The 25,868-nt window shown below is 64.3% G+C and carries 28 protein-coding genes; 11 read left to right on the top strand and 17 right to left on the bottom strand.

Going from position 1 to position 25,868, the window contains the following annotated elements; all coding sequences use genetic code 11:
• Window positions 1-100: 100 nt before the first annotated feature.
• The gene (moaC, locus tag ASC83_RS00140; RefSeq protein ID WP_056057571.1) at window positions 101-601 is read right to left on the bottom strand and encodes a cyclic pyranopterin monophosphate synthase MoaC; all 501 of its coding nucleotides are present in this window, start codon (window positions 599-601) and stop codon (window positions 101-103) included.
• A 191-nt stretch (window positions 602-792) separates the two neighbouring features.
• Between moaC and ASC83_RS00135 the strand changes: the two genes are divergently transcribed.
• Window positions 793-2,259 (top strand): M48 family metalloprotease, encoded by a 1,467-nt coding sequence (locus ASC83_RS00135; protein ID WP_156379400.1) that lies wholly within the window; start codon window positions 793-795, stop codon window positions 2,257-2,259.
• Here ASC83_RS00135 and ASC83_RS00130 read toward each other — a convergent pair.
• The 3 genes from ASC83_RS00130 to ASC83_RS00120 all read right to left on the bottom strand — a co-directional run bounded on the left by ASC83_RS00130 (window position 2,227) and on the right by ASC83_RS00120 (window position 3,955).
• Window positions 2,227-2,580, bottom strand: a complete 354-nt coding sequence (locus ASC83_RS00130) for a phage holin family protein (RefSeq protein WP_056056593.1) — start codon at window positions 2,578-2,580, stop codon at window positions 2,227-2,229. The two genes, ASC83_RS00135 and ASC83_RS00130, sit on opposite strands and share 33 nt — an antisense overlap.
• 74 nt (window positions 2,581-2,654) lie before the next feature.
• Window positions 2,655-3,113 (bottom strand): hypothetical protein, encoded by a 459-nt coding sequence (locus ASC83_RS00125; RefSeq protein ID WP_056056591.1) that lies wholly within the window; start codon window positions 3,111-3,113, stop codon window positions 2,655-2,657.
• Window positions 3,114-3,199: 86 nt separating this feature from the next.
• Window positions 3,200-3,955 carry a TerC family protein gene (locus tag ASC83_RS00120; protein WP_056056589.1) on the bottom strand — a complete coding sequence of 252 codons (756 nt, stop codon included), beginning with the start codon at window positions 3,953-3,955 and terminating at the stop codon, window positions 3,200-3,202.
• Window positions 3,956-4,480: 525 nt separating this feature from the next.
• Between ASC83_RS00120 and ASC83_RS00115 the strand changes: the two genes are divergently transcribed.
• Together ASC83_RS00115 and ASC83_RS00110 are read left to right on the top strand one after the other, a co-directional pair.
• Window positions 4,481-4,921, top strand: coding sequence for a DUF3717 domain-containing protein (locus ASC83_RS00115; RefSeq protein WP_056056587.1), 441 nt, complete (start codon window positions 4,481-4,483; stop codon window positions 4,919-4,921).
• A 52-nt stretch (window positions 4,922-4,973) separates the two neighbouring features.
• Window positions 4,974-5,279 carry a hypothetical protein gene (locus ASC83_RS00110; RefSeq protein WP_056056585.1) on the top strand — a complete coding sequence of 102 codons (306 nt, stop codon included), beginning with the start codon at window positions 4,974-4,976 and terminating at the stop codon, window positions 5,277-5,279.
• A gap of 84 nt (window positions 5,280-5,363) precedes the next feature.
• Here ASC83_RS00110 and ASC83_RS00105 read toward each other — a convergent pair whose 3' ends face one another.
• Window positions 5,364-5,924 carry a YaeQ family protein gene (locus ASC83_RS00105; protein ID WP_056057564.1) on the bottom strand — a complete coding sequence of 187 codons (561 nt, stop codon included), beginning with the start codon at window positions 5,922-5,924 and terminating at the stop codon, window positions 5,364-5,366.
• Between the two features lie 102 nt (window positions 5,925-6,026).
• Window positions 6,027-7,406 (bottom strand): adenylosuccinate lyase, encoded by a 1,380-nt coding sequence (gene purB / locus ASC83_RS00100; RefSeq protein ID WP_056056582.1) that lies wholly within the window; start codon window positions 7,404-7,406, stop codon window positions 6,027-6,029.
• Window positions 7,407-7,538: 132 nt separating this feature from the next.
• Here purB and ASC83_RS00095 point away from each other — a divergent pair, with 132 nt between their 5' ends.
• The 8 genes from ASC83_RS00095 to ASC83_RS00060 all read left to right on the top strand — a co-directional run bounded on the left by ASC83_RS00095 (window position 7,539) and on the right by ASC83_RS00060 (window position 14,983).
• Entirely contained in the window at window positions 7,539-8,153 is a 615-nt protein-coding gene (locus ASC83_RS00095; protein ID WP_056056581.1) for a glutathione S-transferase N-terminal domain-containing protein, read from the top strand.
• A 104-nt stretch (window positions 8,154-8,257) separates the two neighbouring features.
• Window positions 8,258-8,974, top strand: a complete 717-nt coding sequence (locus tag ASC83_RS00090) for a TetR/AcrR family transcriptional regulator (protein WP_056056579.1) — start codon at window positions 8,258-8,260, stop codon at window positions 8,972-8,974.
• Window positions 8,975-9,181: 207 nt separating this feature from the next.
• Entirely contained in the window at window positions 9,182-9,766 is a 585-nt protein-coding gene (locus tag ASC83_RS00085; RefSeq protein ID WP_056056577.1) for a TRAP transporter small permease, read from the top strand.
• 27 nt (window positions 9,767-9,793) lie between these two features.
• On the top strand, window positions 9,794-11,074 hold the full coding sequence (locus ASC83_RS00080) for a TRAP transporter large permease (protein WP_056056575.1): 1,281 nt from the start codon (window positions 9,794-9,796) through the stop codon (window positions 11,072-11,074).
• Window positions 11,075-11,129: 55 nt separating this feature from the next.
• Window positions 11,130-12,134 (top strand): TRAP transporter substrate-binding protein, encoded by a 1,005-nt coding sequence (locus ASC83_RS00075; protein ID WP_056056573.1) that lies wholly within the window; start codon window positions 11,130-11,132, stop codon window positions 12,132-12,134.
• 81 nt (window positions 12,135-12,215) lie between these two features.
• Window positions 12,216-13,124, top strand: a complete 909-nt coding sequence (locus ASC83_RS00070) for a shikimate dehydrogenase (RefSeq protein ID WP_082522262.1) — start codon at window positions 12,216-12,218, stop codon at window positions 13,122-13,124.
• 37 nt (window positions 13,125-13,161) lie between these two features.
• Window positions 13,162-14,061: a VOC family protein gene (locus ASC83_RS00065; RefSeq protein WP_056057559.1), complete on the top strand. Its 900-nt coding sequence runs from the start codon at window positions 13,162-13,164 to the stop codon at window positions 14,059-14,061.
• A 16-nt stretch (window positions 14,062-14,077) separates the two neighbouring features.
• Entirely contained in the window at window positions 14,078-14,983 is a 906-nt protein-coding gene (locus ASC83_RS00060; protein WP_056056571.1) for a sugar phosphate isomerase/epimerase, read from the top strand.
• Window positions 14,984-15,164: 181 nt separating this feature from the next.
• Here ASC83_RS00060 and ASC83_RS00055 read toward each other — a convergent pair whose 3' ends face one another.
• The 11 genes from ASC83_RS00055 to istA all read right to left on the bottom strand — a co-directional run bounded on the left by ASC83_RS00055 (window position 15,165) and on the right by istA (window position 25,706).
• A complete protein-coding gene (locus ASC83_RS00055; RefSeq protein ID WP_056056569.1) occupies window positions 15,165-15,620 on the bottom strand; it encodes a nuclear transport factor 2 family protein in 456 nt (151 codons plus the stop codon).
• An 8-nt stretch (window positions 15,621-15,628) separates the two neighbouring features.
• Window positions 15,629-16,411 carry an SDR family oxidoreductase gene (locus tag ASC83_RS00050; protein ID WP_056056567.1) on the bottom strand — a complete coding sequence of 261 codons (783 nt, stop codon included), beginning with the start codon at window positions 16,409-16,411 and terminating at the stop codon, window positions 15,629-15,631.
• Window positions 16,408-16,950, bottom strand: coding sequence for a DUF3833 domain-containing protein (locus tag ASC83_RS00045; protein WP_056056565.1), 543 nt, complete (start codon window positions 16,948-16,950; stop codon window positions 16,408-16,410). The genes ASC83_RS00050 and ASC83_RS00045 overlap by 4 nt, the downstream gene beginning before the upstream one ends.
• 25 nt (window positions 16,951-16,975) lie before the next feature.
• The gene (locus ASC83_RS00040; RefSeq protein ID WP_056056564.1) at window positions 16,976-18,277 is read right to left on the bottom strand and encodes an MFS transporter; all 1,302 of its coding nucleotides are present in this window, start codon (window positions 18,275-18,277) and stop codon (window positions 16,976-16,978) included.
• Window positions 18,274-18,807, bottom strand: a complete 534-nt coding sequence (locus tag ASC83_RS00035) for a chalcone isomerase family protein (protein WP_056057555.1) — start codon at window positions 18,805-18,807, stop codon at window positions 18,274-18,276. Before ASC83_RS00035 ends, ASC83_RS00040 begins: the two co-directional genes overlap by 4 nt.
• A 50-nt stretch (window positions 18,808-18,857) precedes the next feature.
• Window positions 18,858-20,090: a cyclopropane-fatty-acyl-phospholipid synthase family protein gene (locus tag ASC83_RS00030; protein ID WP_056057551.1), complete on the bottom strand. Its 1,233-nt coding sequence runs from the start codon at window positions 20,088-20,090 to the stop codon at window positions 18,858-18,860.
• Between the two features lie 35 nt (window positions 20,091-20,125).
• Window positions 20,126-20,941, bottom strand: coding sequence for a DUF1365 domain-containing protein (locus tag ASC83_RS00025; RefSeq protein ID WP_056056562.1), 816 nt, complete (start codon window positions 20,939-20,941; stop codon window positions 20,126-20,128).
• Window positions 20,938-22,248, bottom strand: a complete 1,311-nt coding sequence (locus tag ASC83_RS00020; RefSeq protein ID WP_056056560.1) for an NAD(P)/FAD-dependent oxidoreductase — start codon at window positions 22,246-22,248, stop codon at window positions 20,938-20,940. Before ASC83_RS00020 ends, ASC83_RS00025 begins: the two co-directional genes overlap by 4 nt.
• Before the next feature lie 244 nt (window positions 22,249-22,492).
• A complete protein-coding gene (locus ASC83_RS00015; RefSeq protein WP_056056559.1) occupies window positions 22,493-23,077 on the bottom strand; it encodes a glutathione peroxidase in 585 nt (194 codons plus the stop codon).
• Window positions 23,078-23,386: 309 nt separating this feature from the next.
• Complete coding sequence (istB, locus tag ASC83_RS00010; RefSeq protein ID WP_056056557.1) at window positions 23,387-24,190, bottom strand: IS21-like element ISThsp10 family helper ATPase IstB; 804 nt, start codon at window positions 24,188-24,190, stop codon at window positions 23,387-23,389.
• A complete protein-coding gene (gene istA / locus ASC83_RS00005; RefSeq protein WP_056056555.1) occupies window positions 24,180-25,706 on the bottom strand; it encodes an IS21 family transposase in 1,527 nt (508 codons plus the stop codon). The genes istB and istA overlap by 11 nt, the downstream gene beginning before the upstream one ends.
• Between the last annotated feature and the right edge of the window lie 162 nt (window positions 25,707-25,868).

The raw sequence follows: 25,868 nt of genomic DNA, 5'->3' as shown, positions 1-25,868 counted from the left end.
TCGGGGCCGCTCGGCAGTCATCCAGTGGTAGGTGTCCTCGGTACGAGGGGCGATGCGTGGCCGCCAGGGGAGCTGGCGGCCGATTTGTGTCCTGACTATCTCAGCCTTCCGCTGCCTTGGCCACAAAACTCCCCGACTTGCCTCCATGTTTCTCCACAACATGCACATCATGGATGGACATGCTCCGATCTACCGCCTTGCACATGTCGTAGATGGTAAGCAGAGCGACCTGCACAGCGATAAGCGCTTCCATCTCCACGCCTGTGGGCCCGACAGTTTCCACGGCTGCGGTACAAGATATACCTGTAGTACCCAATTTGTGGACGCTGGATGCTTCGAACTCAATAGCAACTCGGGTTAACGCCAGCGGGTGGCACAGCGGGATCAGGTCGCTGGTTTTCTTGGCGGCCATGATGCCAGCGATGCGGGCAATGCCGAGCACGTCACCCTTTTTGGCGTTGCCAGCTTCGATGATTGCCAGCGTGGCGGGTTGCATTTCGATGCGGCCGCTGGCGATGGCGATGCGATGTGTAGCCGCTTTGGCAGCCACGTCAACCATGTGGGCTTGGCCTTGGGCATCAAAGTGGGTGAGTGCGGACATGGGGTCGTAACCAAGTGAATAGGTGGGAAACATTTGGGGGGGCAGGGCATCATACGTGCATGTGGATCCGCAAATGCCCCCCTGCAAAGCCTTCGATCGAAGACCCACGCCTGCATCAGCATATCGTGCAAAATATTTGCCAAGGCCATAACGGGATTGCTTGGATAACTGCATTATTGATAGCCATTGGTATGGCTGTTGCATTGCCGGCTGCAGCCCAAACTATCCTCCCCACCCTCGGCGACACCAGCGACCTCACCACTAGCGCCGAGCGCCGCTTGGGCGATCGCATCATCCGCGAGTTGTACCGCGACCCAGACTACGTTGATGACCCAGTCGTGATCGACTATGTGAAGGGGATATGGCAACCGCTCTTGGCAGCAGCCAAGGCTCGGGGAGAACTCAGTGCCGAACTGGACGAACGCTTTGCTTGGGAGATCCTGCTGGGACGCGATCGCACGGTGAATGCTTTTGCCCTGCCCGGTGGGTACCTAGGGGTGCATCTGGGACTAATCGGTGTGGTGGCGACACGTGATGAACTGGCCTCCGTGCTGGCGCACGAACTGAGTCATGTGACCCAACGTCACATCTCGCGGCTGATCACGCAGCAGAGCAAGCAGACGCCGTTACTGCTGGGGGCGATGGTGTTAGGCGCTCTGGCAGCCAGCAAAAACCCAGGCGCCACGCAGGCCCTGGTCGTGGGAGGCCAAGCCTTGGCCATTCAGAATCAGCTCAATTTCTCGCGGGACATGGAGCGTGAGGCGGACCGCATTGGCTACGGGCTGATGGCCCCCGCGGGTTTTGCGCCCCAAGGGTTTGTGAGCATGTTTGAAAAACTGCAGCAAGCCAATCGACTCAATGACAATGGGTCGTGGCCTTACTTGCGCAGCCACCCGCTGACCACGGAGCGTATGGCAGACATGCAGTCGCGCATCCCTCCGGGTGCAACATCTGCACCGGGCGCCGCAATGCAGGCTTCCAGCGAACATGCCATGGTGGCTGCGCGGGCGCGTGTGCTGTCTAACCCCGGAGTGGATACCTTGCGCCAGTGGATCGCGGAGCCCAAGGGCTCTGGGTTTCAGTCGCAGCCACTGCCGCGACGGGCCGGCGCGCTGTATGCGGCGGCGTTGGCAAGCAGCCAGTTGCGTGATGCGGCAAATGCGCGTCTGATCGCGCGCCAACTGGACGACTTGGTGCGACAGGACGCCGCTGCGCATCGCCTGGCACGCCTGTTGGTGGCAGAGACCGAATTGGCAGCTGGCGATGCATCTGCGGCCCTGCCGTCCATTCCAGATGGCAACAACGCACGCAGGCCAGAACTTGTGTTGCGTACCCAAGCCCTGCTGCGCGCCAACCGACCTTCTGACGCCACGCAAGCCTTGCAAACCTGGGTGGCAACCCACCCCAAGGATGCGACTGTATGGCAACTACTGGCGTCCACCTGGCAAGCACAAGGCCAGGCGCTCAGGGCGATTCGTGCCGAGGCAGAAGCGCAGGCTGCACGCTATGACTATGCCGCCGCTGTAGACCGGTTCAAGGCCGGCCAGGATATGGCTCGCCGAGGCGGTGCGGCGGTGGATCATATTGAGGCCTCCATCATCGACACGCGTCTGCGTGCGATGGAGTCACTTCTTCGCGAACAAGCCGCCGAGCGCTGATTCGATGACCAGGCCCAGCACCGAGTAGATCAGCGAACCCAGCAGCGCAGCCCCAAAACCGGCGACGTGGAAGCCGTCCAGCACGCTGGCCGCTGCCCAGAACATGAGTGCGTTGATGACGAAGAGAAACAGCCCGACCGTAACGATGGTGACGGGTAAGGTGAGTACGACCAGCACCGGTCGCAACACCACATTGAACAGGCCGATCACGAAGGCCGCGATCAGCGCCGAGGTGAAGCTTTTCACCTCCACACCGCTGTAGATGTAAGCCACAAACAGCAGCGATGCAGCGCTGAGCAGCCATTTCAGAAGAAGTCGCATGGCCGGAGAATAGCACTGGCCTGCTGTGCTGCAATCACTGGATGTGGCTTGCCTGGCCACACACACCTACCGGCCTATTCGAGCGCCAGCACCCACAGCACACCAAAGCCGGTGAGCACGCTGCCTAGCGTGCCCGACAGTGACGACCAGCGCCCGTCCACGCGGCCAGTGGGCTGCACAGGCTCGGACTTGGGTCGGCGCGCGTCCACCACGGGTGCGGTCACCATACCGCCGGCATCTGCCTGAAGTTGAGCCGTGAGCTCGGCCAACGGGCCCTTGGCCACCACGGTGGTTACAGCCCCCGAGGGGGTATGAAGTGTCGGAACAATTTGTGCGAACAGCTTGTCCGCCCACTTGGTACGCCAGTTCTCGCGGGTGCTGTGGCTCACCCATTTGCTGACACGGTGGGTCATGCGTGGCGCACACGCTACCAGCACCCAATGGGTGTGTGCGCTGGCTGGGCGCCCACACAGGGGTGCCAGCACTTGCTGTGCGTACGCTGCGTCGTCCACATACACGATGACTCTGTCCATACCCACCTCCAGGTGTGATGCTGACCACAGGGGAGCGGTATGGCCCCCTGCGCCGCCTCAGATGCAATGCAATCCGCGTGAAGCGGTCAGTGCCCAGCCGGTGCCGAGCCGGCACTGGCACGGCGAGCCAGGATGATCTTGCCAGCCAGCAAAACCAGCAGCGCACCGGCCACACTGGCCCCGTACTTCACGACATCGGTGACTTCGCCGCTCACGCTATCGACGGGCATCTTGAGCATCCACTGCCACTTGTCAGGGTTGGCGAGGGCTGGGTCGGTGACCAGCATGCCGCCGGCAATCCAGCCCAGCAGCATGCCACCCAGCGTGATGATGAGGGGAAACCGCTCCATGAGCTTGATGACCAGCTGACTCCCCCAGACGATGATCGGGATAGAGATCAGCAGACCCAGCACCACCAGCAGGAACGAATGGTCGCCTGCGTTCTGGGCCGCACCGGCAATAGCGATCACGTTGTCCACGCTCATGACCAGGTCGGCCACAATGATGGTCTTGATGGCAGCCAGCAGCTTGTCGCTGCCTTGCACGTCGCCATGGCCCTCTTCATCGGGAGCCAGCAGCTTCACACCGATCCACACCAGAAGCAGCGCACCCACGAACTTGAGGAAGGGCAGCGCCAGCAAGGTCATCGCAAAGGCGATCAGGATCACGCGCAGCACGATGGCGCCCGCAGTGCCCCAGATGATGCCTTTGGTGCGTTGTGCAGGGGGCAGTTTGCGGCAGGCCAGGGCAATGACCACGGCGTTGTCACCACCCAGCAGGATGTCGATGATGATGATCTGGCCGAGTGCGAGCCAGAATTCGGGCGAAGCCAAAAAGTCCATAAATTCCTCAATGTCAGTGGCGCGAAACGAGGATCCTGGCGCCACTGTAGCGCCGAGTCCCCCGCAGGGATAGGGGGCTTACGGTGACCTGGTCAAGGAAGGCTTGCCCCAGACAGGGGAGACATGGCAAGCGAAGGGACGGCCTTGATCAGCCCACGGTGGGCCCATCAAAGGTCTTGCTCAGTTCTACACAAGCTGGTTATGCGTGAACCCGGATTGCCGGAAGCAAAGCTTCGTATTGACGACAAATCCGATGCCTTGTGCCGCTCAAGCCCGGATGGCGGTGGGCTGGCTGGCAAGGCGGGAGCTACTCCCCTTCGAGACCGCGATTGGAACATTACCGGCGAGGCAGCGCAAGGGCCGGGGTGTTGTGGTTACTGCGTACACGCCGGGGTGGGGCTGGGCGTGCTGCCTCGCCCGGGGAAATACGACGGATACCACCACTGCCAGCATCCCTTGTGGTGGGCCGCTATCATCCTGCCCCTCTTGTGCCCCTGCGCTTGCGCGTCCCTTGTCCCCCCTTTCATGGCTGCCATCCACATCACCGACATCGAAGCTGCCATCAATCACTGGCGGCACCGTGCGCCCGCATCACCCGATGGGTTGGGTCTGGCGCCTGAGGTCCAGGCCCTGGGGGAGGTCTATGCGCTGATGGTCTACGGGCACACCACAGAGATCGACGAGGACAGCCTGCCTTCTGCAGCCATGGCCGCATGGCAGGCCTGGTACGACACGACGCCCGACACACCTTGCATCGCGATTTGCTCCACCAGCCAAGGCGACGACCTGTGCAAGGGCTGCGGGCGCACCTTCGACGAGGTGCAATTCTGGCCCTCGTTCACTCCGGCGGAAAAGCGGGGGGTGTGGCGCCGTATCACGCTGGAGCACTCGGCCTGGCGTTTCAACCGATATGCCGAGCGCGCTGCAGAGGGCGTGACCGCGCCAGGGGCGCCAACGGCGGGGTAGGTTGATGGGCGATGGGCTGTACGCTCGCCCGGCAAACCGCTAAGGTGGCGCCATGCTGCGCCTGACCCAAGCTCCGAACATCGCCATCGCCACCCTGTGGGCGGATCTGCTGTGCGAAGCGGGCATGACGGCCTCTGTGCAGCGCCAATACCTGGGCGCTGCCGCCGGACACCTGCCACCCGATCAGTGCCTGCCCGAGATCTGGCTGGACCACGAAGAGCACGCTGCGCGTGCACAAGCCTTGCTGCAAGAGTTACACAACCTGCCGCAGCGCCACTGGGCCTGTCTCTGTGGCGAGTTGGTGGAAGGCGGTTTTGAGCAGTGTTGGAATTGCGGAGCGTTCATGCCGCGCGACTGACGGCATTGGGTGGTTTGCTATATATTTGATAGCTATTAAGGCATATTCCTCTAGCGCTACCAGGAACTTTTCCCAAAAACGCCCTCACTTCCAGCGTACGGGCTCCACATGCACGCTGCCTTGTGTGCTGCTGAGGGTGATGGATCCTTCCTGCACTGTGGCCTGCAGCTGCATGCTGCGCTCGGCCAGCTGTGCCAGCGCTTGCGACGCCTCGGTCGGAATGCGCCAGACCTGCAGCTTGTCCAGTCGCGAAAGCTTGGTTTCAATGCCCTTCCACCAGATCTCGGCCGCGTGGTTGAAGCAGTACACGATCACCGAGTCAGCCTTGCTGCAGGCTTTGGTCAGGGGCTTGTCTTCCGGCTGCCCCACTTCGATCCACACGCGTTTGCGGCCGGTAAAGTCCGTCAGCGATGCATCTGGGTCATCCGGGTCTGACAGCCCTGCGCCGAACGCGAGTGTGGCGTCGCCATTGCACAGGTCATTGAGCTGGTGCGCCTGAATGGCCAGGGCTGCCAGCCGCACCATCATGCGCTCGTCGGTTTCGCTGGGGTGGCGTGCCAGGGTGAGCGCATGGTCGGCGTAGTAGCCGTGGTCGATGTCGGCGATTTGCAGGTTCGCCTTGAAAATGGTGGATTTGATGGCCATGGGGTGTATCAAAAACAAGAGCTGCCAGCGCAAGTATTTACTTGCTTTGGCAGCTCCAGAGGTTTCAAAAGCCCGTGCTATCAGCGCAGGCAGCTATCATTTTTATACGCGACGGGCCAGCTCGGCCGCCTTGCCCACATAGCTGCCGGGCGTCATCGCCAGCAGTCGGTCCTTTTCGGCCTGAGGAATCTCCAGCGACTGGATCAACCCGTGCAGCGCTTCGGCTGTCACGGTCTTGCCTCGGGTGACTTCCTTGAGCTTTTCGTAGGCGCCCTGCACGCCAAAGCGGCGCATCACCGTCTGGATGGGCTCGGCCAGCACTTCCCAGGACGCGTCCAGGTCTTCGGCCAGGGCTTCTTCGTTGATTTCGAGCTTGTTCAGGCCCGTGAGCAACGAGGCATAAGCCAGCGTGGCGTAGCCCAGGGCCACGCCCATGTTGCGCAGCACGGTGCTGTCGGTCAGGTCACGCTGCCAGCGGCTGATGGGCAGCTTTTCGGACAGGTGCTTGAGCAACGCGTTGGCCAGGCCCAGGTTGCCTTCGGCGTTCTCGAAGTCGATGGGGTTGACTTTGTGCGGCATGGTGGACGAGCCGATTTCGCCCGCCTTGAGGCGCTGCTTGAAGTAGCCCAGGCTCACGTAACCCCAGATGTCGCGCGAGAGGTCGATCAGGATGGTGTTGGCACGGGCGACGGCATCGAACAGCTCGGCCATGTAGTCATGGGGCTCGATCTGGATGCTGTACGGCTGGAAAGTCAGGCCCAGGCCCAGGGGCTCGGGTGTCTCGATGACCTTCTTGCTGAAGGCTTCCCAGTCAAAGTCGGGCCAGGCAGACAGGTGGGCGTTGTAGTTGCCAACTGCACCGTTCATCTTGCCCATGATCTTGACGCTGGCGATGCGGTCGCAGGCGGTTTGCAGGCGCATCACCACGTTGGCCATTTCCTTGCCCACGGTGGTGGGGCTGGCAGTCTGGCCGTGGGTGCGGCTGAGCATGGGCACTTCGGCAAAGGCGTGGGCCATTTCGCGCAGCTTGAGCACGATGCGGTCCAGCCCTGGCAGCACCACCTGGTCGCGACCCGAGCGCAGCTGCAGGGCGTGGCTGGTGTTGTTGATGTCTTCACTGGTGCAGGCAAAGTGCACGAACTCGGAGGCTTTTTCCAGCTCGGGGCGTGCCTCGAACTTGCTCTTGATCCAGTATTCGACCGCCTTCACGTCGTGGTTGGTGGTCTTCTCGATCTCCTTGATGGCTGCAGCATCGGCCTCGGAGAAGTTCTTGACCAGGCCCAACAAGTAAGCGCGCGCTCCGGTGGTGAGGGGCTTGAACTCTGCAAACCCTGCATCCGACAAGGCAATGAACCACGCCACTTCCACTTGCACGCGGCGGTGCATGTAGCCGTGCTCGCTCATGATCGGGCGAAGGGCGGCAAGTTTGGGGGCGTAACGGCCGTCAAGCGGCGACAGGGCGGTGATGGTGGACAGGCTCATGGCGCACGATTGTAGGCGGGGCGGGTCGGCGGGGTTTGTGGGGGCGGCGCATCAGTCAGCCTCATGCCGGGTCGCTGTCGATAGAATCAAACCCGAATTGTTCAGCATTCCCCGCGCACTGGAAGACACACCATGAAATTGATCGGAGCCACCGCCAGCCCCTACGTGCGCAAGGTACGTATCGTGATGGCTGAGAAAAAGCTCGACTACCAGTTCGTGCAAGAAAACGTCTGGGCAGACGACACCCATATCTCCGCATCCAACCCCCTGGGCAAGGTGCCCTGTCTGGTGATGGAAGGCGGCGAGGCTGTGTTTGATTCGCGCGTCATCGTCGAATATCTCGACACCCTGTCGCCCGTGGGCAAGCTCATCCCTTCCCAGGGCCGCGAGCGGGCTGAAGTCAAAACCTGGGAGGCCCTGGCCGACGGCGTGATGGATGCCGGCATCCTGGCCCGCCTGGAAGCCACCTGGGTTCACCGCAACGACAGCGAACGCAGCCAGGCCTGGATCGACCGCCAACTGCTCAAGGTGAACGATGGCCTCAAGTCCATGAGCCAGGGTCTGGGCGACAAGCCCTATTGCAGCGGCATCCACCTGAGCCTGTCGGACATCGCCGTGGGTTGCGCCCTGGGTTGGCTGGAGTTCCGCTTTCCCGAGATCGCCTGGCGCAGCGAGTACCCCAACCTGGGCAAGCTGCTCGACAAGCTGATGCAGCGCCCGAGTTTCGCGGACACCAAGCCCGCCTGACCCCGCACTCGGCTGCTGAAAGGCTCCGGCAAGCCCGTCCTCCCGCGGAGTGCCGCGGGTCTTTGTGCCGTCCGGTCCCCTGCTTGCCGTATGCTCCCGGGCGTATGAACGAAATGGTTCAAAACCCACCCCCCACCGCTGGTACCAGGGCAACCCGCCAGCGCGCCGCGCGCGAGGCCGCTGCCACGCCGGGCGCCGACCGGGTGCGCGTGAACGACCCAGACCGCACCATGGCCAACATCCTGCAGGTGGCCACGGCAGAGTTTGCCGACAAGGGCCTGGCCGGGGCCCGCATCGACGAGATCGCGGCACTGACCAGCACCAGCAAGCGCATGATCTACTACTACTTTGGTAGCAAGGAAGGTCTGTATGTGGCGGTGCTGGAAGACGCCTACCGCCGCATCCGGCGCATTGAGTCCGAGCTGCACCTCGAAGACCTGGCGCCCGAGCAGGCCCTGCGCACCCTGGTCGGTTTCACGGTGGACTACCAGCTCGCCAATCCCGACTTCATCCGCCTGGTGATGAACGAGAACATGCACCGGGGCGAGTACATCACCCAGTCCACCACCATCCAGGAACTGAACATCCCAGTCATCCATGCCGTGCGCGATGTGTACCAGCGCGGCGTGGCAGCGGGGGTTTTTCGTCCGGATGTGGACCCTGTCGATCTGCACATGTCGATTTCGGCGCTGTGCTTTTTCAACGTGGCCAACCGCCACACCTTTGGCGCGATCTTCAAGCGCTCGCTGGATACGCCTGCCGCCACGGCGCAACGCCGTGAATCGATCATTGAAATGATCGTGCGCTTTCTGCGGCCCTGAATCGAATCCCCCCGGCGCGCTGCTGTTCTTCAGGGCCATGAGCCGGAGGGCGCTCTTCGCCGGGCGTGGTTGACCCACCCGTCGCGGCCCCACCCCGCGCCACCCAGCACTGCCCTACCGCTGTTCGCGAGCAGGGTTTGCACCTAGATCAAATACTAACCAGTTCGTACAAAATTAAATCCACAACTGATAACGACTGGAGACACCATGCTTGCACTGGCCGACCGCTGGCTCGGGCGATACACCCGCGCACTCGACATGCTTTCCGGCCTGTGTCTGGCCATCATGGTGGTGCTGGTGTTTGGCAACGTGGTGCTGCGCTACACGGTGAACTCGGGCATCACGGTGTCCGAAGAGCTGTCGCGATGGCTGTTTGTGTGGCTGACCTTCATGGGGGCCGTGGTGGCTTTGCGAGAGCATGGGCACCTGGGCACCGATGTCTTGGTGTCCCGCCTGCCCGCTGCGGGCAAGAAGGTCTGCCTGGTTCTCGCACAGATCTCGATGCTGTATGTCTCCTGGCTGCTGCTCAAAGGCAGCTGGGCCCAGATGCTGATCAATGCCGACACCGAAGCGCCGGTGACCGGGGCGTCCGTAGGCATCTTCTACGCCAGCGGTGTGCTCATGGGCGCATCAGCCATTGCCATTCTGGTCCGCGATCTGCTGCGCACGCTCTTTGTGCCGCTGGGCGAGCATGAGCTGGTCATGGTGCAGGAAAGCGAAGAACTCGCGGCACTGCAACACCGCACGGAAGACGCCAGTGCCAGCACTCCCCCTGCAGGCCCCCGTCGCTGACCCCCCATTTGCACTGGAACGCGCACCATGACCGTCACCATCTTCCTCGGTTCCCTGCTGCTCGCCATGGCGATCGGCGTCCCCATCGCTTTCGCTCTGCTCCTCTGCGGTGTGGCGCTGATGTGGCATCTCGACCTGTTCGATGCGCAAATCCTCGCGCAGAACGTGATCAATGGCGCGGACAGCTTCCCGCTGCTGGCCGTGCCCTTCTTCATGTTGGCGGGCGAGATCATGAATGTGGGGGGGTTGTCCAAGCGCATCGTGAAGCTGGCGCTCACCGTGGTGGGCCATGTCCCCGGCGGCCTGGGCTACGTGGCCATCATGGCGGCCGTGATCCTGGCGGCAGTGTCGGGCTCGGCAGTGGCGGATGCGGCGGCACTGGCGTCGCTGCTGCTGCCCATGATGGTGGCTGCGGGCCACAACAAGGAGCGTTCGGCGGGCTTGATTGCCTCCGCCGGGATCATCGCGCCAGTGATACCGCCCTCGATCGGCTTTGTGATCTTTGGCGTGGCCGCCAACGTGTCCATCAGCAAGCTGTTCCTGGCGGGCATTGTTCCTGGCGTGCTGCTGGGGCTCTCGCTGGCTGTGACGTGGTGGTGGCTGGTGCGGCGCGAGAACGTGGCGCCGCCGAAGCGCGCAACGCGCGCCGAGCTGCTGCTGGCGTTGCGCGAAGCCGTGTGGGCACTGGGCCTGCCCATCATCATTCTGGTGGGGCTGCGCATGGGTGTGTTCACGCCGACTGAAGCCGCCGTGGTGGCCGCCGTCTACTCGTTGTTTGTCGCGATGGTGGTGTACCGCGAGCTGAGCCTGCGCCAGCTGGTGGAGATCTTTCAGACCTCCGCACGTACCAGCGCCGTGGTGATGTTTCTGGTCGCTGCAGCCATGGTGTCGGCCTGGCTCATCACCGTGGCCGACCTCCCGTCTGCCGTCATCGGCATGCTGGAGCCCTTCATGGGCAACCAGACGTTGTTGCTGATTGCGATCATGGTGCTGGTCATGGTGGTGGGCACCGCGATGGATATGACGCCGACCATCCTCATCCTCACGCCCGTGCTGATGCCGGTGGTCAAGGCTGCGGGCATCGACCCGGTCTACTTTGGCGTGCTGTTCATCATCAACAACGCCATTGGCCTCATCACACCACCGGTGGGCACCGTGCTCAATGTGGTGGCCGGGGTGGGCCGCATTTCCATGTCGCAGGTCACCCGGGGTGTCATGCCGTTCATGGTGGCGCAGTTCATCGTTATGTTCCTGCTGGTTCTGTTCCCGTCCATCGTTCTCGTGCCCTTGCGCCTGCTGGGGGGCTGACCCTCCCTCCCGCGCCTACCGTTTCTGCCTGCCAAAAAACCAAGGAGACCATCCCATGAATCTGCTCAAGACCCTGCTCGCCACGGCCCTCGTCGCCGCATCGCTGCTGCCCGCTGCGCACGCGCAGGAGCGCACCATCAAGTTCGCCTTCCAGAACCAGAAGGACCACCCGCAGGCCCAGGGCGCGCAAAAGTTTGCCGACCTGGTGGCGGCCAAGACCAACGGCCGCATTGCCGTCAAGCTCTTCCCCGGCGGCACGCTGGGCGGCGACCTGCAGACCGTGTCGGCGCTGCAAGGTGGCACGGTGGAGATGACGGTGCTCAACGCGGGCATTCTGTCGGCCCAGGCCAAGGAATTCGGCATCTACGACTTCCCCTTCCTGTTCGCTACGCCCCAAGAGGCTGACGCCGTGACGGACGGCCCCTTCGGCAAGAAGCTGCTCGACAAGCTGCAGGCCAAGAACCTGGTGGGCCTGGGTTATTGGGAGCTGGGATTTCGCAACCTCACCAACAGCAAGCGCCCCATCACCAAGGCTGAAGACATTGCAGGCCTCAAGATCCGCGTGATCCAGTCGCCCATCTACATCGACATGTTCAACGCGCTGGGCGCCAATGCCGTGCCCATGCCCTTCCCCGAGCTGTACACGGCCATGGAGCAGAAGGCCGTGGACGGCCAGGAGAACCCGTTCTCCACCATCCTGTCGTCCAAGTTTGCGGAGGTGCAGAAGTACCTGACCGTGACGCGCCACATGTACAACCCCCAGGCCGTGATCGTGAGCAAGAAGTTCTGGGACAGTCTGAACCCTGCTGACCAGAAAGCGTTGACCGACGCCATGGCCGAGGCCACCACCTTCCAGCGCGGTGTGTCGCGCGTGCAGGCCAATGTGGCGCTGGAAGACCTCAAGAAGGCCGGCATGCAGGTGTCCGAGTTCTCGCCTGCAGAGCTGGACAAGCTGCGCGCCAAGGTCAAGCCTGTGGTCGAAAAGCACAGCGAAAAAGTGGGCGCAGAGACGGTGAAAGAGGTCTACGCCACGCTGGCCAAGCTGCGCGGCGGCAAGTAACCACAACGCTGCCCACCCCGCACGGCCGCCAGTAGCCTCGCCACACCCGGCCGTGCATTCACCCCGTATCCCGCCCGCCCCATGAGCACCCAGCTGCTTGATCCCCCGGTCACCACACCCACGTCCGCCATGCCATCCACAAGCCCCCGCAAGGTGCTGATCGGACTGATCGGTGCCGGTATCCAGAAATCGCTGTCGCCCGCGCTGCACGAAGAAGAAGCGCGCCACCACGGCATGCGCCTGCACTACCAGCTCATCGACCTGGACCGCTCTGCTTCCTCGGCGGAGCATCTGCCCACGCTGTTGTCGGCGGCGCGCATCATGGGCTACGCGGGCTGCAACGTGACCTACCCCTGCAAGCAGGCGGTGATTCCGCACCTCGACAGCCTGTCCGAAGAAGCGCGCGCCATGGGCGCCGTGAACACCGTGGTCATCCAGGGCGGAAAACTCGTGGGCCACAACACCGACGGATCGGGCTGGGCCTGGGGCTTTACCCGCGCACTGCCTGGCGCCGACCTGCGCCGCGTGGTGCTGCTCGGCGCGGGCGGTGCCGGCGCTGCGATTGCACACGCCGTGCTGCGGCTGGGCGCCGAGCACCTGAGCATCGTCGATGCGCAGCCCGAGCGTGCGGCTCAACTGGCAGCCGACGTGAATGCGCTGTACGGCGTCCGGGCCGAAGCCTCCGACATCCAATCGGCCATGGCGCAGGCCACAGGCCTGATCCACGCCACGCCCACGGGCATGGACAAACTGCCCGGCCTGCCACTCGATGTGGCCCTGCTGCGGCCCCCGATGTGGGTGTCCGAAGTGGTGTATTTCCCGCTCGACACCGCCCTGGTACAGGCCGCACGCGCGCTGGGCTGCCGGGTGTCCGACGGCGGTGGCATGGCTGTGGGCCAGGCCGTGGGCGCGTTCGAGCTGTTCACCGGCGAGGCGCCCGATGCGGCGCGCATGGATGCACATTTCCGCCGCCTGGTCAGCACGCGCTGATGCCACTGCCCGCCGCAACCCCCAAGGAGCCGACACCATGAGCACCCCGATGATGGCCGCCCGCGAAACGCTGGGCGAACTGCCCAACCCCCTGGGCCTGCAGGGCGTGGAGTTCATCGAATACGCCACCAGCCGTCCGCAGGCGCTGGGCCAGGCGCTGGAGCGCATGGGCTTTCAGCCCTTGGCGCGCCACCGCTCGCGCGAGGTGCTGCTGTACCGCCAGGGCGACATGAACATCATCGTCAACGCCCACCAGGACAACGAGCTCACCGGCGTGCACGCGCCTCCCGCGCTCACCGAAGCGCCGGTGCTCGCCGCCATTGCTTTTCGCGTGGGCAATGCGGCCGCGGCCTACCGCCGGGTGCTGGAACTGGGTGCCTGGGCCGTGCACACCGAGGTCGAGGTGATGGAGCTGAACATCCCCGCCATCCACGGGGTGGGTGCCAGCCGCATCTACTTTGTCGACCGCTGGAAGGAGTTCTCCATCTACGACGTGGACTTTGTGCCCATCCCCACCGTCAACCAGCGCCCGCCTGCGCTACAGGGCCTGCACCTGTTTGGCGTGGTGCAGTACATCGGCCTGGGCCGTGCGGAGGACTGGATCCACTTCTACAGGGAACTGTTTGGCTTCGCCGAGCTGGCACCGGACCAGTCGTTTGGCGTGCTCACCCATGGCCGCATCCTGGCCAGCCCCTGTGGCACGCTGCACTGGCAGCTCATCGAACCGCTGGTCGATGCGCTGGAAGCCGACCCCGAAGAGTTGCTGCAACGCGTGGCCTTTGGCGCGCCCGACGTGCTGGCCACGGTGCAAGCGCTGCGCGAGCGCGGCGTGGACTTCGTCGAGTCCCCCACCGGCGTGCACACGGGAACGCGCGGCGCCCTCACCCGCGCAGATGCCGGCGCTCCCAGCTTCGAACTGGTGCTGGACGCACGCTGAGCCTGGAGACTGCCCCATGCGCACATCGACCATGCAACGCAACGTCGCCGACTTTGGCATGGACACCATCAGCCTGGCGGGCCCGCTGGAGGCCAAGCTCGCCGCCGTCAAGGCCGCCGGATTTGGCCAGATCATGCTGGCCGCGCGCGACATCGTGGGCCACCCCGAGGGCATCGAGGCCGCCGTGCACGCCGTGCGCAGCAGCGGCTTGCGGGTGACGGGCTTCCAGGTGCTGCGCGATTTTGAAGGCTTGTCGGGCCATCTGCACAGCTACAAGGTGGACATCGCCAAGCAGATGATCCTGATGGCGCGCGACCTGGGCGCGCCCGTGCTGCTGGCATGCAGCTCCACGTCTTCGCACGCCACGTCTGACGCCGATGCGATTGCGCGCGACCTGCGCAAGCTGGCCCTGCTGGCGCTGCCCCATGGCATCCGCGTGGCGTTTGAGGGCCTCTCCTGGGGCCGCCACATCAACGAGGTGCACCAGGCCTGGGCCGCCGTGGAACAGGCCGATTGCCCCAACCTCGGGCTGGCCATTGATTCGTACCACCAGTTCGCCACCAGCACGCCGCTCGCGGCGCTGGAGGACGTGGACCCCGCCAAGATCTACCTCGTGCAGCTGTCCGACTTCATGTGGCAGGAAACGCGCACAGTGCAAGAGCGCATCGAGACCGCACGGCACTTTCGCGTGTTCCCTGGCGAAGGCGTGCACAGCAAGGCGCTGGCCGAACTGGTACGCACGCTGGACGGCATGGGCTACCAGGGCGATTACAGCTTTGAGGTCTTCAACGACGACTACCAGCAGCTGCCTCTGCCCTATGTGGCGCAACGGGCGTGGAGCAGTGCGCTGTGGCTGGCCGAAGGCGTGTTGCAACGCGCAGTGCCCTTGCCCGGGCATTCGCGCATCCGGGCAGCGGGGTGAAAAGGGTGAACAGGCCCCGGGGACCCGCTGCACAAATCGCCGCGCCGTGTGCATCTGCGGTCCCGGGCAGTCTGCGGTGTTGCAACACCTCGCAATAGCGACAGCTGGTGCTGCGTTTTGCGCCTAGCAGACCATCCCGATCCGCAGCGCCCACATACCGCTCGATGCGTGCGGAGGATCCTTAGCTGTTGGCGCGCTTTTTGAGCCAGCGCATCAGTGCACCCACCACGGGCAGCTTTTCGTACAGCTCTTCGGCCGCATCCCAGTAGTCGCGGTGCAGCGTCACCAGACCCTGTTCGTCCAGCACCAGGTGTGAGGCACCACGCACCGTCTGCGTCACGCCCTTGCGGAAGTCCTTGAACGCGAACAGGAAGTCCCAGGTCAAGAAGCACTGCGTGCCCTGCACCACCCGGCCGGTAACCACAAAACGCGGCTGCTCCAGCGCCTCGAACATGTGGGCAAAAATGGCCTGGATGGCAGGCACGCCCTGCACCTCGTTGAAGGGGTCCTTGAAGCGCGCCTGTGGTGCGTAGAAATGGCCAATGGCCGCTATGTCGGCAGGCGAGAGGTTTTCAAAGAACGCGACAACGCGCGTGACGGCTTCTTCGGTGGATGGGGCTGTGTTCGGGGGCTGCATCGCAAAAGTCAAAGGCCTGTGAAGCGGCGAACGGCGGGGAAGTACCAACGGTACGGCAACAGCCGCAGCAGCTTCATCACGCGTGTGAAACGCTTGGGGAAGTGGATGTCGAAATGCCCCCGCTCCCAGCCCTGCACGATGGCCGCCGCTGCTGCTTCGGGTGAAATGAGGGCCGGCATGGTGAAGTCGTTGCCCGCCGTGAGTGGCGTGGCCACAAAACCAGGGTTGATCACGCTCACGCCCATGCCCAGGTCGTGCAGGTCCAAGTACAGCGCCTCGGCCAGGTTGATGAGGGCCGCCTTGGTGGGCCCATAGGCCAGGCTCTTGGGCAGGCCGCGAAAGCCTGCCACGCTGCTGATCAGGCTCACGTGGCCTGGGCGCCCGGCCTCCGCTGCGGCCAGCATGGCGGGCAACACGGCGGCCAGCACGTGCAGCGCGCCGTTGTAGTTGATCTGCTCATGGCGCAGCATCACGGCCAGATCGAAGTCGGTGGCGCGCATGTCGCGGTAGTAGCCCGCGCAGTAGCACACCAGGTCCGGCGCCCCTCCCGCGAGCACCTGCGCTGCGGCGGCCTGCACCTGTCCCGGTTCGGCGGTGTCAAAAACCAGCGCCATGCTGCCGGGGTGCTGCACGACAAAGGCGTTCAGTGCATCACCGCTGCGCGCCGACACGATGACCTGCGCACCGCGCGCATGCAGCGCGGCTGCGGTGGCCCGGCCAATGCCGCTGCTGGCCCCGATGAGCCAGGCCCGGCGGCCCTGCCAGTCGCGCAAGGGAGGGTTGAGGCTCATGGTGCGCGTTTGGTGAAGGACAGGGTGATCTCGCCCAGGCGCACGCCGAACTTGGTCATGGTGGCGCGGTTGAGCATCACCCGGTCGTCGATGAGGTACATCCAGTCGTCCAGGTCCACGTTGTAGACCTTGCCATCCACCGGCAGGGCCAGCGTGTAGTTCCAGCGGAAGGCGTTGCCGCGCGTCTGGCCGTTGGCCGTGCCTACCACATCGTCGGCGGTGCCGGTGTAGCGGCCGTCCGCGTGCTTAGTCAGCCGCCAGATGCGGCGCTGCGTGGTGCCGTCGGAGTAGGTGAAGGCTTCATCCAGCACGCCCTCGTTGCCTTTCCAGCTGCAGTCCATCACCACGGTGAAGCGTTTGACGATCTGGCCGCTGCGGTCCTGGAAGATGCCGTAGGCGTCGATCTTGCCGTTGAAATACTGGGCCAGGTCCAGCACCGGTTTCTCGGTGGCGTAGCCATCCAGGTTCTGGCTGGCGCAGCCGGACAGCACCACGGGCGCAGCCACAGCGGCGGAGAGGAGGAGGCGTCTTTGCATCATGGGTTGTGCCTTGGGGGTATGGGTGTCAGGTTCCAGCCATCGCCGCACCGCGTGGGTGCCGCAGAAAAAGGACGTACAGCGCTGCCGCTGCCGCCAGCTTGAGCGCGCAGGGCAGCACGGCGTAGGCCAGGCCCAGTGTCTGCAGGCCGTCATCGCTGCGCGTGCCCGGCGTGTAGCCCAGCCAGCCCAGCAGAGGCAGCGCCAGGCCTGCGGCCAGGGCCAGGTTGAGCTTGGTGGCAAAGTTCCACCAGCCGAAGTACGCGCCCTCGTGCTGGCCGCTGTCGCCCTCGGCCGCGATCACGCCCGCTAGCAGGGCGCTGGGCAGGGCCAGGTCCGTGCCCAGGGCCACGCCTGACAGCGCGCAGACCAGGAGGAACGGCAACACATCACCCGCGCCCAGAAACGCCGTCCACACAAACACGGCAATCGCCAGCAGCATGCCCGCCAGCCAGGTGCGCGCCAGGTCCCAGCGCGCCACGGCACGCAGCCACAGCGGGATGGACAGCGCCGCACAGACAAAATAGGCTGCGAGGAACATGGGCTCCTGCGCAGGCGGGGGCTGCAGCCGGTCCTGAATAAAAAACAGCACCAGCGTGGCCGGGATGGCGCTGGCAATGCCGTTGAGCATGAACACGGCCAGCAGGCGGCGGAAGGCAGGGCGGCCCCAGGGCCGCCACAGGCTGGCGCGCTGCGGTGGGCGGTAGACACCGGCCACGGCGACACCCGCATGCGCTGCGGGGCGCGGGGCTCTGGTCCACGCCCACCAGCCCAGCAGCAGGGTGATGGCAAACACACTGAGCATCACCGGCAGGCCCAGCAGCGCGGGCAGCACCGATGCCAGCACCACGCCCACCAGCGCGGCGCCCTCACGCCAGGCCACGATGCGGCCGCGCTGCAGCTCGTCGCCGCCCAGCCGTGCGCCCCAAGACTGGTGCGCAATGCCCAGCTGGCTATAGGCCGTGTAGGTGATAAGCAGTGCCACCAGCGCCCAGGCAATCAGTGCATCCGCCCCACGCACCCATGGAAAGAACAGGCTGGTCAGCCCCAGTGCCAGCACCACGGCCGACACCGCGCCCACCACCAGCACGGCGCGCACCGAACGGCCGAACAGGTAGTCGGACAGACGCCCCAGCAGCGGGTCGGACACCGCGTCGAACAGCCGCGCCGCCAGCAGCACGGAGCCCAGTGTGGCCAGCGGCATGCCGAACTCGCGCGCGTAGTGGTTGGGCAACAGCACATACAGCGGCAGCGCCACAAAAGCCAGCGGCAGGCCCAGCAGCCCATAGGCCAGGCCTTGGCTGGCGCGCATGGGCGTGGTGGAGGTCATTGCTGCCCTTGTCCCGCAGTGCGGGTGGCCGCGATCAGCTCTTGCCGCAGTCCGGGCTCGGAGGTCTGCGGCGACAGCCAGATGCCGAAGAACAGGCGCGAGAACTCGGCGTCAGGCACTTCGCCCACCACACGCCCGCCCATCTTGAACACGGCGCCCGTGCCAGGCTGGTACAGGCCCAGCAGCCGGTCGCCGGCCTTCACATCCGGCAGCGCGGCGGTCAGTGCCTGCTGCCAGCGCGCGGCCTGCTGCGGCGTGAAGCTGCCCACGCGGCGCATCTCTTCGATGGAGCGCTTGGCAATGGCCTCGGCCGAAAAATCGCGGTGGTAAGTCAGCTCCAGCGCCAGGGGGTGGGCGGCGTAGTTGTCGGCATCAAAGCCGGGCTGCACCCACAGCCGCGCACGGTAGATCTCAAACCCCAGAAACCGCAGCACGCCCTGGCCCACCAGGCGGGCCCCCGACAGCGGGGCTGCGGCGGCTGCGCTGGCCTCTGCAACCTGCGCCAGCGCGGTTTGAGGGCCAAAAGCCATCAATGCGCTAGTGAATATTGCGGTAGCAGCTATATTTTTCATAGCAATTATCAGTCCTTGGCCAGGGTGTACTGCACCAGGTCGATGTTGCTCATCGCAAACGCCGCTTCGCAATACGCCAGGTAGAACTCCCAGATGTGCATGAAGCGCTCGTCAAACCCCAGCTGCAGGATCTGCGTGCGCTGCGCGAGGAAGCGCTCGCGCCACCGCTTGAGGGTTTCGGCGTAGTCCTGGCCAAACGCAAACTCGTCGACCACGCGCAGACCTGCCGCCTCGGCTTCGCGGCGGAACTCGCGCGGACACGGCAGGCAGCCACCCGGGAAGATGTACTGCTGGATGAAATCCGTGGAGCTGATGTAGCGCTCGAACAGGCTGTCGTCGATGACGATGCTCTGGATGCAGGCCCGGCCGCCGGGCTTGAGCAAGCGGTTCACCGACTGGAAGTAGGTGGGCCAGTATTCGCGGCCCACGGCCTCGACCATCTCGATGGAGCAGATGGCGTCGTACGGGCCGTCCTGGATGTCGCGGTAGTCCTGCAGGCGCAGGTCGGCGTGCTCGGCCACCCCCTGCTGCGCCATGCGCTTTTGCGCGAAGGCGAGCTGCTCGGTGGAGAGCGTCACGCCCGTCAGGTGGGCGCCAAATTCGACGGTCGCCATCTCGGCCAGCGCTCCCCAGCCACAGCCGATCTCCAGCACCCGGGAATTTGGCTGCACACCGGCCATGCGCAACGCGCGCCGCACCTTGGCGTGCTGGGCCGCGCGCATGTCGCCGCCTGCATCGCCTTCGAACCAGGCGGAAGAGTAGTTCATCGTGTCGTCCAGCCAGAGTTCGTAGAACGCGTTGCCCAGGTCGTAGTGGGCGTGGATGTTCTTCTGGCTGTTGGCGCGGGTGTTGCGGTTGAGCAGGTGCTTGATGCGGTACAGCAGCCGGCCGGCCCAGGTGCCGTAGATCACGCCTTCCACCTGCTGGCGGTTGGCGATGAAGAGCTTGAGCAGGTCGGTCAGGTGCGGCGTGGTCCAGTCGCCCGCGATGTAGCTCTCGGCAAAGCCGATGTCACCCGACTTGAGCGCTGCGCTGCAGACATTCCAGTTCTTGAGTGTGATGGCCGCCGACGGGCCATCGCCGTGCCCGAAGTGCTGCAGGGTGCCGTCAGGCAACTGCACCGTGAGGTGGCCGTGCTGCAGGCGCTGCAGCAACCTGAGCGCGGTGCGGGCGGCTGCCGGAGTGCCTGCGGGCAGGGCCTGCGCGTTGCGGTCGGAGCGGGTGGCGGTGGTGGAGTTCATGGCGGCGGTCTCGCGGGGCTGGAACGACATGGAGATCAACGGGTCACGATGGAGGCAGGCGCCTCGGGCTTGCGATGGAAACGCACGCGCTTGAGCCACAGCTGCAGCGCGTGCCAGTGGATGCGGGCAATGATGGCCAGCGTCATGGCGGGGTAGCCCCAGAGCGCCTGGCGCAGGGTCTGTGCGGTGATGGCCTGCAGGGTGCCGCTCACGCTGGTCTGGATGAGCGGGCCGGTGTCGTCGTCGTGGTCGATGCGCACCACGGTGCGGCCTGCGTCCTGTGCACCGGCCTCGGTGCGCATGAAACGAAAGCGGTAACCGCCGCTCACCTCGCAGAAAGGAGACACGTGGAACACCTTGCGTGCTTGCTGTTCCACGCCGTACTGCGGCGCGTCCAACAGGTAGCAATGGCGCTCGCCAAAGGTGTTGTTCACCTCGACCACGATGGCACGCAGGGGGCCGTCCGCGCGGTGGCAGTACCAGAAGCTCACGGGCTTGAAGGTGTAGCCCAACACGCGGGGGTAGCAGTGCAGCCAGACCTCGCCCGTGGCATCGGTGATGCCTTCGGTGTGCAGCAGCTCGTCCAGCCACGCCAGCGCCCCACCCTGCGCGGCACTGCGGCCGTCGCCGTGGTCCACGTCATGGAAGCTGATGGCGCCGCTGCGGTTCACCGCCAGCGGTGTGTGCGTGCCAGTGCGTGTGCTGGTGTGTGCGCCGCTCAGGCTGCGCATCGGCAGCATGAGGAAAAACGTGGGGTAGGCAAACGCATGCCGCCGGGGCCGCAGCCGCGTGTGGCGCACCTGGCCGAAGCCGATCAGGGGCGCTGCGGTGGGGGCCGGCGCGTGGCTCACGCAGCCTCCGCCAGGGGGGGCGGCAGGGCGGCCAGCAATTGCTCGGCCACGGCCAGGCCCGATTTGAGGCCGTCTTCATGGAAGCCGTAGCCCGTCCAGGCGCCGCAGAACCAGGTGTGCTGCTGCCCCTGCAGCTTGCCCACCTGCTGCTGCGCGCGGATAGCGGCCATGTCGAACACCGGGTGGGCGTATTCGTAGCTGCCGATCACGTGTTCGGGCGCAATGTCGCGCACCGGGTTCAGCGACACCACCACGGGCTGCGCGAACGGCACGGGCTGCAGTTGGTTGATGAGGTAGTGCAGGCACACGCGGGCCGACTCGCGGCTGCGCTGTTGGGCGCGCTCATAGTTCCACGCGGCCCAGGCGGCGCGGCGCTGGGGCAACACTGACGTATCGGTGTGCAGCACGGCGCGGTTGGCCTGGTAGCGGATGGCGCCGAGCACGGCGCGCTCCTGCGTCGTGGACTGGGCCAGCAGCGCGAGCGACTGGTCGGAGTGCGTGGCCAGCACCACCTGGTCAAAGTGTTCGGTGTGGCCTGCGGTCACCACGCGCACCCCGGCGGCATCGCGCTCGATGCGGCGCACGGGGGTGTTCAGGCGCTTGTCGGGAATGCCCGCCACGATCTTGTCCACATAGTGGCGCGCACCGCCAGACACCGTCCACCACTGGGGGCGGTTGCTCATCTGGATCAGGCCATGGTTGTGGCAGAACCGGATCATGGTGGCCACGGGGAACTTCAGCATCTGGTCGGTGGGGCAGCTCCAGATGCAGCCCAGCATGGGCAGGAAGTACCAGTCGCGGAAGGCGTCGCCAAAGCGGTGCTCGCGCAAGAAGTCGCCCAGGGGCTGCATCAGCGCGGCCTCGGCCTGCTTTTCGGCAATGCGCGTGCACAGCTTATTGAAGCGCAGCAGGTCGCGCAGCATGCCCAGAAAGCGCGGGTTGACCAGGTTGGAGCGCTGGGCAAACACGGTGCTGAGGTTGGTGCCGCTCCACTCCAGGGCTCTGCCCCCGCCCAGGGCTGCGGGCACCTGCACCGAGAACGACATGTCCGACTTGGCCGTCTCCACGCCCAACTCGGCCAGCAGGCGGATCAGGTGCGGGTAGGTGCGCTCGTTGAACACCAGAAAGCCGGTGTCCACGCCGTGGGTGACTGGGTTGCCTGACGCATCGGGCAGGGTGACATCGACGGTGTGGGTGTGGCCGCCGAAGTAGTCGCCCGCCTCAAACAGCGTGATGTCCGCCTGGCCGCGCAGCTGGTGCGCGACGGAGAGCCCGGAGATGCCGGAGCCGATGATGGCGATTTTCATGACCGGCTCCCTCTGGCCGGTGCACGGAATAAAAAGGTTGCGAAGCGTCCCGAAACGAATAAGAGAGGGAGGGAGGAGAAGCGCTCCAGGAGGTCAGTCGGAACCCGAGGGCCCGAAAGGCTTCGCAACATTAAAACTGTACGCTGCGCAATCGTCTTGCGCAATGGATAGAGTGAGGCCGCTCCGGCGAAGTTCCAGAGGCTCACTGTATTTTTTTTCAAGAAATGTAAAGAAGTCATTGCGCTCACCGGGGTGTGGGCAGGGCGAGCTGCTGTTCGATGGCACGCACCAGGCCCTTGTTGTCCGGCCCGGTCAGGCTGGAGTAGTTGTCCACCAGCTTGCCGTCGCGCCCCAGCAGGTATTTGTGGAAGTTCCAGCGGGGCGCCGTGCCCGACAGCTGCGCCAGCTGCTGGTACAGCGGCGAGGCCTCCGTGCCCTTCACGCTGCTTTTGGCAAACATGGGAAATTTCACCCCGAAGGTGTTTTCGCAGAAGTCGGCGATTTCCTTGTTGCTGCCTTTTTCCTGGGCAAAGTCGTTGGACGGGAAGCCCAGCACCACCAGCCCCTTGTCCTTGTAGCGGGCATATAGCTCTTCCAGCCCCTTGTACTGGCCGGTAAAGCCACAGAAGCTGGCCGTGTTGACCACCAGAACCACTTTTCCGCTGTACTGGCAGAGCGACTGCGGCTTTTCGTCCTGCAGGCGCGGAAAGGTGTGCTGCAGCGTGGCCGGGCACGCTGCAGGCGCATCGGCCGCTTGGGCGGCGGGCGCCAGCAGCAGCCAGGCCGCCAGCGCGGTGGCTGTCGAGAGGAGTCTTGTAAGGCGGTTCATAGGACTTTGGGCAGTGAGTGCGGCCAATTTAACCATTTCATCATTTTTTGTCCACATGAGTTTTTATTTGTACTGAATGGTTTACGTGGCGCGCACGCGTTTGGATTCAGATTTCGGAAGGAAGCGGGACGCGGGGTGTTGATTTCCATGCAACCGTAACCCACCATTTCCATCTCGATCTGACCCACCCTGGTTCGTGAGCTTCACGCTCACGTTGTGGATAAGTTCTTGGTCGNTGTTGATTTCCATGCAACCGTAACCCACCATTTCCATCTCGATCTGACCCACCCTGGTTCGTGAGCTTCACGCTCACGTTGTGGATAAGTTCTTGGTCGCCTTCTCCTTCTTGGTGGTCTGTGGTGGTTGCTGTGCGGAGCTGTTCTTGAACCTGTAGCTGTCGTTGCCGGTTTCCAGAATATGGCAGTGATGGGTGAGCCGGTCCAGCAATGCAGTGGTCATCTTGGCATCCCCGAACACACTGGCCCACTCGCTAAAGCTCAGGTTGGTGGTGATCACGACGCTCGTGCGCTCGTACAGCTTGGACAGCAGGTGGAACAGCAAGGCTCCTCCAGAGGCACTGAATGGCAGGTAGCCCAGCTCGTCCAGGATCACCAGATCGGCATAGGCCAGGCGGTGGGCCAACTGTCCGGGCTTGCCGTTGGCCTTCTCCTCCTCCAACGCATTGACCAGCTCCACCGTGGAGAAGAACCGTACCCTGCGGTGATGGTGCTCGATGGCTTGCACCCCGAGGGCTGTGGCGATGTGGGTCTTGCCCGTACCCGGGCCACCCACCAACACCACGTTGTTGGCGTTCTCCAAGAATTCGCAGCGGTGCAGCTGGCGTACCAGTGCCTCGTTCACCTCACTGTGGCCGAAGTCAAACCCAGCCAGGTCCCGGTACGCCGGGAACCTGGCCACCTTCAATTGGTAGGCCACCGAGCGCACCTCCCGCTCGGCGGTCTCGGCCTTGAGCAGTTGGGACAGGATGGGCTGCGCCGCATCGAAGGCCGGTGCACCTTGCTCAGCCAGTTCTGCAACTGCCTGGGCCATGCCGTGCATCTTGAGCTCGCGCAGCATGATCACGATGGAAGCGATGGCAGGGTCATGACGCATAGCGCACCTCCCTCAATTGGTCGTAACGAAGCACATTGGCTTGGGGTTCCACCGCCAGCTTGAGGGCCTGCGGCGATGTGACCGGTGCTGGGGCGGGCTTACCGTCCAGCAGGCGGTGCAGCACGTTCAGGATGTGGGTCTTGCTGGCAGCCCCTGACTCCAGTGCCAACTCCACTGCAGCGAGCACAGCTTGTTCATCGTGGTGCAGCACCAGAGCCAGAACCTCCACCATCTCCCGGTCGCCACCTGGCTGCTTGAGCAAAGTGGCCTGCAAGCGCTTGAACGCAGGTGGCAATTCCAGGAACGGCGCCCCATTGCGCAAGGCACCGGGCTTGCGCTGCAGCACCGCCAGGTAGTGGTGCCAGTCGTACACGGTCTGCCCGGCACCATGGTGGTTACGCTCGATCAGGCGCTGGTGCTCGCACACGATCTGGCCTTCGGCCGCGACCACCAGGCGATCGGCGTAGACCCGCAAGCTCACCGGTCGATTGGCATACGGTGCCGGCACGCTGTAGCGATTGCGCTCGAAGTGGACCAGGCAGGTGGGTGAGACGCGCTTGGTGTGCTCCACAAAGCCATCGAAGGGCCGGGGCATCGGCATCAAGGTTGCCTTCTCTTGAGCCCAGACATCCGCGACGGAGCCCGGCAGCTTGCCGTGCTCGATCTCGTGCCACAGCGCCACGCAGCGCTCCTCAAGCCAGGCATTGAGATCGGGCAGGCTTGGGAATGGCGGCACTACCTGCCACAGGCGATGGCGGGCATCGCGCACGTTCTTCTCCACTTGGCCCTTCTCCCAGCCCGACGCCGGATTGCAGAACTCGGCCTCGAACAGGAAGTGGCTGACCATGGCCGCAAAGCGCGCATTGACGTCGCGCTCCTTGCCACGGCGCACCCGGTCTACAGCGGTGCGCATGTTGTCGTAGATGCCACGGCGGGGCACGCCACCCAGGACTGCGAATGCATGGTTGTGGGCATCGAACAGCATCTCGTGCGTCTGCAGCGGATAGGCGCGCAGATAGAACGCTCGGCTGTGGCTGAGCTTGAAGTGGGCGACCTGCAGCTTTGTGCGCACGCCAGCGAGAACAGCCCAGTCCTCGCTCCAGTCGAACTGGAAGGCCTCACCCGGACCGAAGGTCAGGGGAACGAAGGTGCCACGGCCAGTGGTCTGCTGTGCCACAAGGCGCTGCTCGTGCCAGAGACGCGCAAAGGCTGCAACGCGGTTGTAGGAGCCGCCATAACCGAGCGCCTGCAGATCCACGTACATCTGCTTGATGGTGCGCCGCTGCTTGCGGGATCGGCCAGCTTCGGTCTTGAGCCAGCCGGCAAGCTTCAAGGCGAAGGGATCGAGCTTGGATGGACTGACCCGCTTGGCATAGTGCGGCTCGGCCTCGCCTGCGCGCAGGTACTTGCGGATGGTGTTGCGCGAGAGGCCCGTGCGGCGGGCTATCTCCCGGATGGACAGCTGCTCTCGCAGGGCCCAGCGCCTGATGACACTCAGTGTTGCCACGTCTATCACTCCTGGTCTCCTGCTGCTCAACAAAGCAGCAGGTTAGGGTTAGTACGTGGATCAGATTTAGATGGAAATCCTGGGGGTTAGTGGGTCACTTCTGCGTGGAAATCAACACGCGGGGGCCAAAAAGCGGCCGCGCAGTACCACCGGCGCTGGCCCATGGCGCGG

It is taken from the genome of Acidovorax sp. Root402, assembly GCF_001425125.1.
In the GTDB taxonomy this organism is placed as follows: domain Bacteria; phylum Pseudomonadota; class Gammaproteobacteria; order Burkholderiales; family Burkholderiaceae_C; genus Acidovorax; species Acidovorax delafieldii.
The sequence above is the reverse complement of the archived record's forward strand: the minus strand, read 5'-3'. Positions and strand labels throughout refer to the sequence as shown.

Bases quoted from the DNA above. Each gene is read 5' to 3' on its own strand.
- ASC83_RS00095 (WP_056056581.1), top strand. From the start codon at position 7,539: ATGAAATTGATCGGAGCCACCGCCAGCCCCTACGTGCGCAAGGTACGT.
- moaC (WP_056057571.1), bottom strand. From the start codon at position 601: ATGTCCGCACTCACCCACTTTGATGCCCAAGGCCAAGCCCACATGGTT.
- ASC83_RS00035 (WP_056057555.1), bottom strand. From the start codon at position 18,807: ATGGCTTTTGGCCCTCAAACCGCGCTGGCGCAGGTTGCAGAGGCCAGC.
- ASC83_RS00055 (WP_056056569.1), bottom strand. From the start codon at position 15,620: ATGCAGCCCCCGAACACAGCCCCATCCACCGAAGAAGCCGTCACGCGC.
- ASC83_RS00015 (WP_056056559.1), bottom strand. From the start codon at position 23,077: ATGAACCGCCTTACAAGACTCCTCTCGACAGCCACCGCGCTGGCGGCC.
- ASC83_RS00125 (WP_056056591.1), bottom strand. From the start codon at position 3,113: ATGGACAGAGTCATCGTGTATGTGGACGACGCAGCGTACGCACAGCAA.
- ASC83_RS00040 (WP_056056564.1), bottom strand. From the start codon at position 18,277: ATGACCTCCACCACGCCCATGCGCGCCAGCCAAGGCCTGGCCTATGGG.
- ASC83_RS00070 (WP_082522262.1), top strand. From the start codon at position 12,216: ATGAGCACCCAGCTGCTTGATCCCCCGGTCACCACACCCACGTCCGCC.
- ASC83_RS00065 (WP_056057559.1), top strand. From the start codon at position 13,162: ATGAGCACCCCGATGATGGCCGCCCGCGAAACGCTGGGCGAACTGCCC.
- ASC83_RS00080 (WP_056056575.1), top strand. From the start codon at position 9,794: ATGACCGTCACCATCTTCCTCGGTTCCCTGCTGCTCGCCATGGCGATC.
- ASC83_RS00135 (WP_156379400.1), top strand. From the start codon at position 793: ATGGCTGTTGCATTGCCGGCTGCAGCCCAAACTATCCTCCCCACCCTC.
- ASC83_RS00115 (WP_056056587.1), top strand. From the start codon at position 4,481: ATGGCTGCCATCCACATCACCGACATCGAAGCTGCCATCAATCACTGG.
- ASC83_RS00030 (WP_056057551.1), bottom strand. From the start codon at position 20,090: ATGAACTCCACCACCGCCACCCGCTCCGACCGCAACGCGCAGGCCCTG.
- ASC83_RS00060 (WP_056056571.1), top strand. From the start codon at position 14,078: ATGCGCACATCGACCATGCAACGCAACGTCGCCGACTTTGGCATGGAC.
- ASC83_RS00130 (WP_056056593.1), bottom strand. From the start codon at position 2,580: ATGCGACTTCTTCTGAAATGGCTGCTCAGCGCTGCATCGCTGCTGTTT.
- purB (WP_056056582.1), bottom strand. From the start codon at position 7,406: ATGAGCCTGTCCACCATCACCGCCCTGTCGCCGCTTGACGGCCGTTAC.
- ASC83_RS00050 (WP_056056567.1), bottom strand. From the start codon at position 16,411: ATGAGCCTCAACCCTCCCTTGCGCGACTGGCAGGGCCGCCGGGCCTGG.
- ASC83_RS00085 (WP_056056577.1), top strand. From the start codon at position 9,182: ATGCTTGCACTGGCCGACCGCTGGCTCGGGCGATACACCCGCGCACTC.
- ASC83_RS00110 (WP_056056585.1), top strand. From the start codon at position 4,974: ATGCTGCGCCTGACCCAAGCTCCGAACATCGCCATCGCCACCCTGTGG.
- ASC83_RS00105 (WP_056057564.1), bottom strand. From the start codon at position 5,924: ATGGCCATCAAATCCACCATTTTCAAGGCGAACCTGCAAATCGCCGAC.
- istB (WP_056056557.1), bottom strand. From the start codon at position 24,190: ATGCGTCATGACCCTGCCATCGCTTCCATCGTGATCATGCTGCGCGAG.
- ASC83_RS00120 (WP_056056589.1), bottom strand. From the start codon at position 3,955: ATGGACTTTTTGGCTTCGCCCGAATTCTGGCTCGCACTCGGCCAGATC.
- ASC83_RS00090 (WP_056056579.1), top strand. From the start codon at position 8,258: ATGAACGAAATGGTTCAAAACCCACCCCCCACCGCTGGTACCAGGGCA.
- ASC83_RS00020 (WP_056056560.1), bottom strand. From the start codon at position 22,248: ATGAAAATCGCCATCATCGGCTCCGGCATCTCCGGGCTCTCCGTCGCG.
- ASC83_RS00075 (WP_056056573.1), top strand. From the start codon at position 11,130: ATGAATCTGCTCAAGACCCTGCTCGCCACGGCCCTCGTCGCCGCATCG.
- ASC83_RS00045 (WP_056056565.1), bottom strand. From the start codon at position 16,950: ATGATGCAAAGACGCCTCCTCCTCTCCGCCGCTGTGGCTGCGCCCGTG.